Annotated in this window: 13 protein-coding genes; 5 read left to right on the top strand and 8 right to left on the bottom strand. The window is 68.1% G+C overall.

Going from position 1 to position 10,671, the window contains the following annotated elements; all coding sequences use genetic code 11:
- Nucleotides 1-55: 55 nt before the first annotated feature.
- Nucleotides 56-1,024: an ethyl tert-butyl ether degradation protein EthD gene (locus HDA32_RS13290; RefSeq protein WP_218882440.1), complete on the bottom strand. Its 969-nt coding sequence runs from the start codon at nucleotides 1,022-1,024 to the stop codon at nucleotides 56-58.
- A 345-nt stretch (nucleotides 1,025-1,369) separates the two neighbouring features.
- On the opposite strand from HDA32_RS13290, the gene HDA32_RS13285 reads away from it, so the two are divergent.
- Nucleotides 1,370-1,939, top strand: a complete 570-nt coding sequence (locus tag HDA32_RS13285) for a hypothetical protein (protein WP_179643476.1) — start codon at nucleotides 1,370-1,372, stop codon at nucleotides 1,937-1,939.
- Nucleotides 1,940-1,998: 59 nt separating this feature from the next.
- Nucleotides 1,999-2,253, top strand: coding sequence for a hypothetical protein (locus HDA32_RS13280; protein WP_179643475.1), 255 nt, complete (start codon nucleotides 1,999-2,001; stop codon nucleotides 2,251-2,253).
- A gap of 3 nt (nucleotides 2,254-2,256) precedes the next feature.
- Here the strand turns inward: HDA32_RS13280 and HDA32_RS13275 are convergent, their stop codons facing one another.
- Both HDA32_RS13275 and HDA32_RS13270 read right to left on the bottom strand, forming a co-directional pair.
- Nucleotides 2,257-3,063: a cytochrome c oxidase assembly protein gene (locus HDA32_RS13275; RefSeq protein ID WP_179643474.1), complete on the bottom strand. Its 807-nt coding sequence runs from the start codon at nucleotides 3,061-3,063 to the stop codon at nucleotides 2,257-2,259.
- A gap of 3 nt (nucleotides 3,064-3,066) precedes the next feature.
- Nucleotides 3,067-3,489, bottom strand: coding sequence for a DUF2243 domain-containing protein (locus HDA32_RS13270; RefSeq protein ID WP_246334331.1), 423 nt, complete (start codon nucleotides 3,487-3,489; stop codon nucleotides 3,067-3,069).
- 195 nt (nucleotides 3,490-3,684) lie between these two features.
- On the opposite strand from HDA32_RS13270, the gene HDA32_RS13265 reads away from it, so the two are divergent.
- Nucleotides 3,685-3,990 (top strand): hypothetical protein, encoded by a 306-nt coding sequence (locus HDA32_RS13265; protein ID WP_179643472.1) that lies wholly within the window; start codon nucleotides 3,685-3,687, stop codon nucleotides 3,988-3,990.
- Nucleotides 3,991-4,275: 285 nt separating this feature from the next.
- Here HDA32_RS13265 and HDA32_RS13260 read toward each other — a convergent pair whose 3' ends face one another.
- The 5 genes from HDA32_RS13260 to HDA32_RS13240 form a co-directional block, all read right to left on the bottom strand.
- Nucleotides 4,276-5,061: a sulfite exporter TauE/SafE family protein gene (locus HDA32_RS13260; RefSeq protein WP_179643471.1), complete on the bottom strand. Its 786-nt coding sequence runs from the start codon at nucleotides 5,059-5,061 to the stop codon at nucleotides 4,276-4,278.
- A 235-nt stretch (nucleotides 5,062-5,296) separates the two neighbouring features.
- Nucleotides 5,297-6,691 (bottom strand): MBL fold metallo-hydrolase, encoded by a 1,395-nt coding sequence (locus HDA32_RS13255; RefSeq protein ID WP_179643470.1) that lies wholly within the window; start codon nucleotides 6,689-6,691, stop codon nucleotides 5,297-5,299.
- 131 nt (nucleotides 6,692-6,822) lie between these two features.
- Entirely contained in the window at nucleotides 6,823-7,092 is a 270-nt protein-coding gene (locus HDA32_RS13250; protein WP_179643469.1) for a metal-sensitive transcriptional regulator, read from the bottom strand.
- A 255-nt stretch (nucleotides 7,093-7,347) separates the two neighbouring features.
- Complete coding sequence (locus HDA32_RS13245) at nucleotides 7,348-7,716, bottom strand: DUF302 domain-containing protein (RefSeq protein ID WP_218882439.1); 369 nt, start codon at nucleotides 7,714-7,716, stop codon at nucleotides 7,348-7,350.
- A 175-nt stretch (nucleotides 7,717-7,891) separates the two neighbouring features.
- Nucleotides 7,892-8,071 (bottom strand): hypothetical protein, encoded by a 180-nt coding sequence (locus HDA32_RS13240; RefSeq protein ID WP_179643468.1) that lies wholly within the window; start codon nucleotides 8,069-8,071, stop codon nucleotides 7,892-7,894.
- A 415-nt stretch (nucleotides 8,072-8,486) separates the two neighbouring features.
- Between HDA32_RS13240 and HDA32_RS13235 the strand changes: the two genes are divergently transcribed.
- A complete protein-coding gene (locus HDA32_RS13235; RefSeq protein ID WP_179643467.1) occupies nucleotides 8,487-9,860 on the top strand; it encodes an MBL fold metallo-hydrolase in 1,374 nt (457 codons plus the stop codon).
- A 115-nt stretch (nucleotides 9,861-9,975) separates the two neighbouring features.
- Complete coding sequence (locus HDA32_RS13230) at nucleotides 9,976-10,557, top strand: rhodanese-like domain-containing protein (protein WP_179643466.1); 582 nt, start codon at nucleotides 9,976-9,978, stop codon at nucleotides 10,555-10,557.
- Nucleotides 10,558-10,671 lie beyond the last annotated feature (114 nt).

Raw genomic sequence — 10,671 nt, 5'->3', positions numbered from 1 at the left:
TCACCGTTCGCCGGCCGCGGGCGGCGACGATTGTCGGGTACCGGCCGCGACGTGTTCAGGTTCGCGGCCTGAGCTGATCCAGGCCGCGTACGGCATCGCCGAAGAGGAGATTCAGGACGGCCTCACCGCGCTGATCGTCTGCGCCTGCGGCAATGATTGTCTGCACTGCCGGATAACCGCGGAGACCGACCTCGGTCGGCCGTCCCGCGGAGATGATCGTGTAGATCTCACGTACCGGGTAGGTATGGACAGCCCTGACCTGTTTACCAAGTTCGTCGGCGGCCGTGACCTCCAGGAGATCGCCGACAACGCCCTCGTTGCGCACCGCCAGCTCGATCCAGCCAAGGTAGGTCTCGTCACTCGGCCATTGGTGCGCCACACCAGGCGAGCTCATTGCCGACTGCTCGTAAGGGGGAAGCGGCTCAACGCGTAAACGCATGACGCCTGGATGCCCGCTCCACGGGCGTGCAACGTGCTCGGTCAGGTAGCGATGGAACGTCTCGGCCGACGTGGCTCCCGCTCTTGAAACGAAGCAGAGCACAAAGGTTGGCACTGGGGGAGCGCCCTGCATAGCGGGATCGTTGATGCGGTCGACAAGCGTTCGGCCGCTGTCCGGAGGCGACAGCTGGGCACCGATGCGGCTGATGAAGTTGTGTGCGTCGTTGGGGATGGTCTCCATCGCGATCGGATTGCGACCGAACGCGGCCAGGTCGGCCTCGGACAGGAAGAGCCCGTGGGACATGCCCTGAGGCTGAGCCGCTTCCGGCGCTTCAAGCGAGATGCCCTGGACTGCTGGCCAGAGATCGGGACGGTTGGCTGCAAGGCGGAGCTGTCGACACTGCCACAGGCCCGGTACGCGGGAGAACATGATCCCGTGTACGTCGCGCCAGTAGGCCTCGCATACTTCGTGCTGGATATCGGTGCGCCACCAGAAGAAAGCCGTCAACGCCAGCTTGGCGGCGTTTTCGAGGCCACCCGTCTCGGGCATCGCAGATCCTCGGTCGAATGTCAGGTCGACGAGCACACTACAAGTTCAAGCGCGCTTGAGGTCAACGGTCCTTGATTCACCGGTGGCGGAGCCGGCGTCATCTGACCAAGCACGGCCGTGTTTCCCTGTGATCGCGGCTGAAGACGTACGTTTGGAGATCCCCACTGAGACAGCGATACCCGGTCGCCGAGGTCGTGGGGCAAAGCCACGAGCCGGCACATCGCTGACCAATGCCGCCTCAAATACCTAGTACGGCGAAAATCTCACTGAGGGGTGGCTAAGCGTTACACCGCCGATCCCATGGGGAGATGTTCTTCAAAAAGCGGCCTGACGCCGGTGGTGAGCGTCCCGCACCGGACCTGCGGCCTGCCCGTGCGGTACATGGACCAGGACGAACGCCGCGGCCTGCTCGCCCGCTGCCTGGACGAGGAAGCCTGGCCGGTGCGTTCCCGTCTGGCCGGGGCCTTGGTGCTGCTGTTCGGCCTGCCCGCCACCCAGATCCGCCACCTGCGCACCGACCAGGTCCGTATCGAGGACGGACACACCTATCTGGATCTGGACACCCACGCCCTGTTCATCCCGCCCAAGCTCGCCGTGCTGCTGCACCGCCAGGTGAGCGATCCCTACGTTCCGCTGGGCACGCTCGCCCCCGAACCCGAACGGGTGTGGCTGTTCCCCGGCGGCCTGCCGGGGATGCCGGTCACGCCGGCCCGGATGAGCGAGTGGTTCGCCGACATGGGCATGGCCGCTCGCCCGGCCCGCAACGCCGCCCTGGTGGCTCTGCTGGCCGACCTGCCCGCGCCGATCCTGGCCGAGCTGGTGGGTATGCATGTCAGCACCGCCACCCGGTGGGCCTCCATCGCCCGAAGGGAGTGGAGCGACTACCTCGCCGCGCACGCCGAGACCGTCTCCCCCTTCTGGGCCCGGAACCCAACGACCCCAAGCCCATGACACAAACACCATGAGGTTAGTAGCGCAAACCTCGGGTCTTGTGTTGGGGAGAGCGCCGCGTGCTGGCGAGAACCTTCATCGGCGAACTCATCGCCGCCGCCCAGCACCTGGGCATGGTCCGCCTGAAGAATGGGTGGGTGGCTCCCGGGGACCGGGTGAGGCTGATGACGAAAGTGCCATCCATGGGCTTCGCGGGCACTGCCGCCTCTCAGACGGTGTTGTGCCCGACCAGGCAACGGATGAACGTGCTGTGGGCGATGGGGAGGGACCAGCGACCGTATCCTCCGGTGCCTGTGGTGGACTCGGCATCGTGAACCCTACACGGCCTCGAACCCAACGGCGTTCGAGGCCTTCCTGCGTGGCAGGATCCAGGGGCGGCACACCAGGAAGATCAGCGCGATCTCCACCGGCGCACCCGCGTAGTACATCAGCTCGGCCCCCGCGCGCGCCTGTTCGGCGGGGACCCCCTCGGGCGGGGCGGCATAGAGGGTTTTGGCGAGGATGTTGTGCGCGGCGATCGCCAGGACCAGCGCCGCTGCCCGCCACGGCGGGGAGGGCCGGTGCGGCGCCGGGTCGGGGCCGCCCAGGACGGCGAAGGTGAACAGGTATCCGGCGGCCAGCACGTGCGCGTGGATCAGAGCGTGCACCAACGGATCGGTGTGCATCACGGTGTACAGGCCGGTTCGGTAGAGCACCCACAGTCCGCCGATGTTGAGCACCCCTGCCACGAACGGGTTCGTCAGCACCGCCAGTGGAAGTGAGGACAGCAGCCGGGCGAGGGGGCGGGTCGTCCGCACCGGTAGTACCCGCAGGGCCAGGGTGATCGGGGCCGCCAACACCAGCAGGAGCGGCCCCAGCATTCCCAACAGGACGTGTCCGGCCATGTGGACGGTGAAGTCGTGGTGGGCCCGTTCGGTCAAGGGGCCGACCAGGGCCACGCCCACGCACAGCAGGCCTGCCGCCCAGGACACAGTGCGGGCGACCGGCCAGGAGGTGCCGCGCCTGTGCAGGATCGCCACCGCTACCGCGTAGGCCACCAGGGTGGTCACCAACAGGAGCGCTGTCGCCGATTCTCCCGGGCTGAGCCAGGCGGCCCCCGGGACGTGGTGTTCGTGGTGGTCCATGGGTCAGGCCTGGGCCCTGGTGGGTTTTGCGGACCGGCCCGCGCGTCGTGCGGTGACGATCCACAGCACGATTCCAGCGAGGAGCAGGACGGCGGCGATGACGTTCCACGTCACGTCGTAGGGCACCAGGTTCACGCCGTAGCGGATCTGGTGTATGCCCATCACCTTGTGCTGGACCAATCCGTCGTAGAGCTGGAAGAACCCTGCCCCGGTCAGCCACCCGGCGGTGAAGGCCGCGCCCCAGAAGGTGTGTTCGCGGCGCAGCGCGGCGACCATCAGCAGCGAGGCGACGGTGGCGAACCAGCTGAAGGCGTGGAAGAGTCCGTCCGAGACCAGTCCCACGTCGCTGGTGGACAGGTCGTAGAAGTGGTGCCAGTGCAGGAGCTGGTGAAAGACCATCTCGTCGATGAAGGCGGCGGTGCCCAAGCCGAGCAGGATGCCCGCGATCAGGTTACGACCATGGCGTGAGCGCGGCTTTCCTCGCGTTGGTGTGGACATCGGTTCCCCTGGATGCTGGGCCGGTCTTGTGTCGAGCCGTCGTACACGGCTACCCGAGGCCCAAGGGCGAAACACACAGGCCCGCCGGTGCTTCCACTGATCAGGTTCAATCCAGCCAGAGCCTTGACACAGACATTGAGATGCCCCGTCGCCGACCCCGACAAACGGGCCCGCCAGATCACCACCCGCCTGGACTCGGTGAGCCCCAGCGGCCTCGGCGTGGCCTGCGAGGACGCCCCGGTCGAGACCTTGGCCCATATCCTCACCGGCGCCCGTACCGCCCGGGAGCTGCTCAACGCCATCGAGCTGGAGGCAGCCCGCCAGGCCCGCGAACGCGGAGTAACCGTGCGCACCCTGGCCACCCAGGCCGGGATCAGCGAGCGCTCCGCGACCTCCCGCTACCGCCGCGTCCCCCTGGAGAGCCAGTGAACACCCGCCCCCGACCGAGTCGGCTTGACACATACCGCTGGGCCCGGCCCGGTCATGAGTCGCCGCGCTCACCACCCCACCGGATGCTGGGAGGCGATCCCGACACGCACCGCCTTCATCACTTCCCCAACAAGGCAGCTGGACCTGGTCAGGCTGCCCTGGCCGACGGGAAACAGCCACCTACCGAGAAGGAAACAACTCTGGGCCCGGACGGCTCCTATGTCGCAACTGGTGGGGGCCTGCGGGCGCCAACGCAGCCGTGAGCTGGGGTTTTTCGGGACCCGGTCAGGCTGTGAGCAGATGGGGCGCCAGCAGCGCCGTACCGGCCACTCCGGCGGCCACCGTCAGCACCACTCCGGCGAACCCCCTGCGCAGCGGCTTTGCGGGAATCTTGTTCGCTATGCGGCCAGCGGCAAGAGAGGCGGCCATGGCCGCGGCGGCGAAGGCCGCGATGACGGTGTAGTCCAGGTCGGCTGCGGCTCCGGCGTGCGCGGCCAGGCCCGAGGCCGCGTTGATGGCGACGATGACCAGGGAGGTGGCGACGGCCTCGGTGGTGGTCAACCCCAGCAGCAGGACGAGGGCGGGAACAATGACGAAGCCACCGCCGACACCGAACAGCCCGGTGAGGAAACCGACGGCCGCGCCGGCCGCGAGCGCCTTGGGCAGACAGCTGCGCCAGTTGATCCCGCCGGCTCGGGTGCGGCACGCACCGCCGTGCTCGGTTTGGCTACGGAGCATGCGCACGGCGACGGCGACCATGAGTACGGCGAAACCGAGCATGAGCCAGCGCTCGGGCAGGAGTCGGCCGACCGCGGTTCCGGCGAAGGCGGCGGGCAGTCCTGCGGCGCCGAAGACCAGGGCGACGGGCCAGCGAATCACCTGCTGGCGCAGTCGTGGAATCAGTCCGGCCAGGGCGGAGGCGCCGACCACGACGAGGGAGGCGGGGATGGCCTCGTGCAGCCCCATCCCCACACCAAAGACCAGCGCTGGCACAGCGAGGATGGATCCGCCCGCTCCGAGCAGTCCGAGCAGTAGCCCGATGAGCAGGCCGAACAGTATCGCCATGGTCATGGTGGGAAGTCCTTCGCGTCGGATGGGCGTCACCGGTCAGGCACGCGGGACCCGTCGCCGACAGTGCGTGTTGGTGTTCGTACGGGTCGGGAGGCGGGTGCGCGCGGCGGCACCCCGGTGGCAGAGCGCGTGTCTGGGCGTGGTCGCTGCTGGTGCACGGCGTCGCCGGGCGTTCACGCGGACCGGTCGCCGGTGAACGCCCGAACGGTTCTGTGTCCTTGAAAAAGCCGGACGGCTATGCGGGAGTGGTGAGGGGGACGCCCTTGTCGACCGCGGTGTCGAAGGCGTCGTCCACGACCACCACGTGGCGGCCGGCGCGGGCCAGCAGCGAGGCCGCGGCGGTGGCGCGGTAGCCGCTGCCGCAGTGGACCCACACCGCTCCCTCGGGAACCTCGTCGATGCGGTGGGGCAGCTCGGGCAGCGGGAGGTGCACGGCGCCGACGACGTGGGAGGCGTTCCACTCGTTGCCCATCCTCACGTCCAGCACGACCTCGGGCGCGGGCAGGCCGTCGGGGGCTTCCCCCTCCAGGGCCGCGGACAGTGCGGCGAAGTCGGCGGTGGCCATGGTGCGGACCTGGTCGGGTTCGGCGGCGAGCTCCTCGGGGGTGCCGGTGGCCGCGGCGGCGACACGGTCGATGCCGATGCGCACCAGCTCGCGCTGGGCCGTCGCGACCTGTTCGATGGTCTCACCCAGGAGGGTGAGAGGGGCTCCCCAGTCGATCATCCAGCCCAGCCAGGTGGCCATCGGCCCGTCCAAAGCCAGGCTGACGGTGCCGGCCAGGTGCGCCCTCACATAGGCCTTGCGGTTGCGCAGGTCCACGACCCACTCGCCCGCCTCCAGACGCCGACGCAGCTGTAGCGGGTCCGCGGTGGTGGGGGCGCGCAGGTCCACCGGTTCGGGACCGGCGAGGTTGGTGACCCCCATGTGGGCGTAGTAGGCGGGGTAGGCGTCCAGACCCGACAGGGTCTGGGTGACGAACTCCTCGGCGGCCAGGCGCAGCGCCGGGTTGAGTTCCCTCTCCCGTCCCACGGTGGAGGCGTCCCCTTCGGCCTGGGTGGCCGAGCAGAAGCTGCCAAAACCGTGGGTGGGCCACACCTGTGCCCCTTCGGGCAGCAGGTCGGCGAGTTTGTGCGCGGAGGCGTGCTGGTGTCGGGCCAGCGTTTCGGCGTGCTCGTGGCCCAGCAGGTCGGTGCGCCCGGTGGTGCCGAACAGCAGCGAACCGCCGGTGAACACCCCTTCAGCTCCCTGGGGGCCTTCCAGCCCGTAGGACAGGTGGTGGAAGGTGTGTCCGGGGGTGGCGATGGCCCGCATCCGCATACGCGGGGAGACCTCCACCAGGTCGCCGTCGGCCAGCGGCATCCGCTGGAAGGGGACCTCGTCGGCGGCCGCCATCGCGTAGGTCGCGCCGGTCAGCCGGGACAGTTCCAGCCCACCGGAGACGTAGTCGTTGTGGACGTGGGTCTCCAGCACGTGGGTGATGCGCACTCCCAGGCGTCCTGCCAGTGCGATGATGCGGTCGATGTCGCGCTGGGGGTCGACCACCAGCGCGACCTCGCCGTCGGTGGCCAGGTAGCTGCGGTCGCCCAGTGAGGACGTATCGATCACCTGGACGTCGATTCCGGCAGTCATCGTGATCACTCTCCTTGCTTCCCACGCACATCCATACGTTGAGTGACTCCTCGATGCTTTCTGTAATACACCCCGGGGGGTATAAGACAGGCAAACGTATGCGCGGCAAGCCGCCTTGCCGCGCGTTCCGATCAGGCCAAAGAGAGGAAGAGCTTCTCCAGCTCCTGTTCGGTCATCGGCGGTTCCTCTCCCCGCTCGCGTGCGGCCTGGCAGTGCCGCATCCCGCTGGCCACGATCTTGAAGCCCGCCCGGTCCAGCGCACGGGAGACCGCCGCGAGTTGGGTGAGCACCGCCGCGCAGTCCTCGCCCTCCTCGATCATCGAGATCACACCGATCAGCTGGCCCTGGGCACGGCGCAGTCGGGTGAGGGCATCGCCCACCAACTCCGGGGACATGTCCATGTTCCACCGCCTTTCACCGGTTCCAACGTACCCCCTCCCGTATGTGTTCCCGTCGCGGGAGCCGGCGCCTAACGGACACGCCGACCAGAACCAGCAGCTTTGAGAACGGAGCCGAAGGGTCGTGTTCCGGTGGACAGAGGGCGAGGCGGACAGAACACACCGGTGGGAGCCGCAACCACATCCGCAGTCCAATGACGGACGCGCACCTTCGAGAGCGCGTGTCCACACTCCTGCCCGCTGTGGCGGTTGCGAAGGTCAGGCACCTTCCGGGTTCAGTGAGTTCAGAGCGGCCCGGATACGGGTGTCGGCCTCCTCCGCAATGGGCTGGAGTGCGTCGCGCTCAGGCACACTCACCATGACCTGCGGGTCCAGCGCCTGGACGAGGACACCACCATCATGAGCGCGCACCACCACATTGCAGGGCAGGAGCAGCCCGATCTCCCGCTCGGCCTCCAGAGCCCGGTGGGCGAGGTCGGGGTTGCAGGCGCCCAGGATCGTGTAGGGCTCCATGTCCAAACCCAGCTTCTCCTTCAGGGGTGCCTGTACGTCGATCTCGGTCAACGTGCCGAACCCCTGGGCCTTGAAGGCTTCCTTCACTTGCGGCACGGCTTCCTGGTAGGACACGTCCAGGTGATCGTACGGGCATAGTCCATGGCTTGTTCCTCTGCTCGTAGGTGCGTTTCCCCTCAGGCCGCCAGTGGTCCGGGCGCCCGGCTGTCGCACCGATCACGCGGCCACGGCCTCCACCACAATCGCCCTCCGGCAGGAACCCACCCGGCGGTCGGTTCGTCGGGGCGGTTCACCGGGCGGTCGCTGTCAATGTCCACTGAACGAGAGCGCTGGCGCTGTTGTCATGTGCTTGGGCGCTGGCATCGAAGTCACCGCGGAGAACCTTCAGCGCGCAGCGCTCGATGCCGATCTCCTTGCGCGTTCGGATGCCCCCTGCTTGCTCACTGACCTGGGCATCGTCCTTTTCCAACCTGTCTCATCCACGCTCCGGGGAGGCCCGGGCATGCCTCACGGCGGCTGTCTTCGGTGGCACGCCAGCCCGCAGGACACCTCCCGAGTAAGGGCGACCATACGGATGCAGGAAGACTCCGCCAGGAATAGGTACACCCGGGGGTATGCTGGTCCGAGTGAGAACGAGAGAGGTGATGACAGGTTGGGACTCCAGGCGGAGACGAGCGGTGGTACTCTGCTCCGGCTGCAACACACCCAGACCACTCCTGTCAGGCCAAACAGAACCCGGGGAATTCTCCCTAAGTCTCCCCTGACCCCTCTGTAGGCTTCCGGTCCTCGCTGGAGGGCAGCACGGACCCCCCCTCTCAACACACACCCAGGGGCACCCAGATCATTGGCATACCCCCGGGGGTCTTACGGACAAGGAGCGAACCGTGATCTTCACCCAGTACTACCTCGACTGCCTCTCCCAGGCCTCCTACCTGGTCGCCGACGAGAGCACCGGCAAGGCCGTGATCATCGACCCGCGCATCGACGTCGACGAGTACCTCGACGACGCGCGCGACCAGGGCCTCACCGTCGAGGGCGTCATCAACACCCACCTGCACGCCGACTTCATCTCCGGGCACTTCGAGATCGCCGAGCGCACCGGCGCCTGGATCGGCTACGGCGACACGGCCGAGACCCAGTTCCCCATCCGCCGCCTGGCCGAAGGAGAGCGCATCAGCCTGGGCGAGGTCACCCTGGAGATCATGCACACCCCCGGCCACACACCGGAATCCATCAGTGTGCTCGTCTACGAAAAGCCCGACCACACGGTTCCCTACGGTGTCCTGACCGGCGACGCGCTCTTCATCGGTGACGTGGGCCGCCCCGACCTGGCCGCCTCCTTCGGCCACACGCCCGACAAGCTCGCCCCGATGCTCTACGACTCGGTGCACGACAAGCTCATGGCCCTGCCCGACGCCACCCGCCTGTTCCCGGGCCACGGCGCGGGGTCGGCCTGCGGAAAGAACATCTCGACCGAGACCCAGTCCACCATCGGTGACCAGCGCCGCACCAACTACGCGTGCCAGCCGATGAGCGAGGAGGACTTCGTCGCACTGGTCCGCGAGGGCCAGGAGGCCATCCCGAACTACTTCCCCTACGACGCGGCCCGCAACAGGCAACAGCGCGACCCCGTCGACATCGACGCCCTGGTCCGGCCACTGGAACTGGACACGTTCCTGGACCTGCGCGCCCAGGGCGCGGTCGTGGTCGACGCCCGCGACCAGCAGGCCTTCAGCGCCGGACACCTGCGCGGCGCCCTCAACATCGGCACCGAGGGCCGCTTCGCCGAGACCGCCGGAATGATGGTCGAACCCGGCAGTTCGATCCTGGTCGTCACCGACCCCGGCCGAGAGCGCGAGACGGTCACCCGCCTCGCCCGGATCGGCCTGGACAACGTCGCCGGTTATCTGCCCCAGCCCGAGTCGGCCATGGCCCAGGTTCCCCAAGAGACCGTCCGGGCCCCGCGCGTCAGCGCCACCGAGTTGAACAGCGCGCTGCGGAAGGACCAGGCCCCGGTCGTGGTGGACGTACGGGGCAGCGCCGAACGCGAAGGCGGCGCCATCAAGGGCGCGGCGCACATCCCGCTGGCCAACCTTCCCGAGCGGATGGACGAACTGGCCACCGACCGTCCTGTGGTCGTGCACTGCGCCGGTGGTTACCGTTCCAGTGTCGCGGCGAGTTACCTGCGCGCACGCGGCTTCCAGGAGGTGTCCGACCTGGTCGGCGGCTACAACGCCTACCAGCTCGCCTCCGCTTAACCTGAAGGGCTCCTTCCAACCCTCCCGGAAGACCCTGTCCACAGCGTTTCCCCGGGGGGCCAGCCCGGCAGCGGGCTGGCACCCCCGCACCCACCAGACCCACTAGGAGTCACCCATGCCGCCGAAGGCCATCGATGCCGCCGCTGTCCGTGCTCTGATCGAGACCAACCCCGACACTCTGCTCGTGGATGTGCGTACACCCGCTGAGTATGAGAGCTCGCACATCGACGGAGCGATCAACCTTCCCTTGGGACAGGTGGACCGCCACCTGGAGCGAATCACCCAGGACGCCGGAGGACAGATGGTGCTCATCTGCCAGTCCGGCAACCGCGCCGAACAGTGCCAGGGCAAGCTCACCAGGGCCGGACTGGGGGACACCGCGGTGATGACAGGCGGCATGAACGCCTGGACCGCTGCCGGCGCACCGGTGATCAGAGGCCCCGAGCGCTGGGCGCTGGAGCGGCAGGTACGCCTAGTCGCCGGAAGCATCGTCCTGCTGTCGGTGATCGCGGGCATCTGGTGGCCGCCCGCGGTGTGGATCGCCGGATTCATCGGCGCCGGACTGACCTTCGCCGCGATCACCAACACCTGTGCCATGGGCATGGCCCTGACCAAGCTGCCCTACAACCAGCCCCGGAACAAGGTGGACGTCGAGGCCTCCCTGGCCAGGATCAGCCGCAACGCCAACCAGCGGTGAGCGCCAGGGCCAGGTGTCCCGGAACGGAATGCCCGCGCCGGGGGGTGAGCCGAGGGTGTCGGTGTGCTCCCGTCACCGGTTGGGAGCACACCGGCCGCCGCCCAAAGGAAGCCG

Origin of the sequence: Spinactinospora alkalitolerans (assembly GCF_013408795.1) — a bacterium.
In the GTDB taxonomy this organism is placed as follows: Bacteria; Actinomycetota; Actinomycetes; order Streptosporangiales; family Streptosporangiaceae; genus Spinactinospora; species Spinactinospora alkalitolerans.
The sequence above is the reverse complement of the archived record's forward strand: the minus strand, read 5'-3'. Positions and strand labels throughout refer to the sequence as shown.

Bases quoted from the DNA above. Each gene is read 5' to 3' on its own strand.
- HDA32_RS13285 (WP_179643476.1), top strand. From the start codon at position 1,370: ATGGACCAGGACGAACGCCGCGGCCTGCTCGCCCGCTGCCTGGACGAG.
- HDA32_RS13275 (WP_179643474.1), bottom strand. From the start codon at position 3,063: ATGGACCACCACGAACACCACGTCCCGGGGGCCGCCTGGCTCAGCCCG.
- HDA32_RS13260 (WP_179643471.1), bottom strand. From the start codon at position 5,061: ATGACCATGGCGATACTGTTCGGCCTGCTCATCGGGCTACTGCTCGGA.
- HDA32_RS13255 (WP_179643470.1), bottom strand. From the start codon at position 6,691: ATGACTGCCGGAATCGACGTCCAGGTGATCGATACGTCCTCACTGGGC.
- HDA32_RS13250 (WP_179643469.1), bottom strand. From the start codon at position 7,092: ATGGACATGTCCCCGGAGTTGGTGGGCGATGCCCTCACCCGACTGCGC.
- HDA32_RS13230 (WP_179643466.1), top strand. From the start codon at position 9,976: ATGCCGCCGAAGGCCATCGATGCCGCCGCTGTCCGTGCTCTGATCGAG.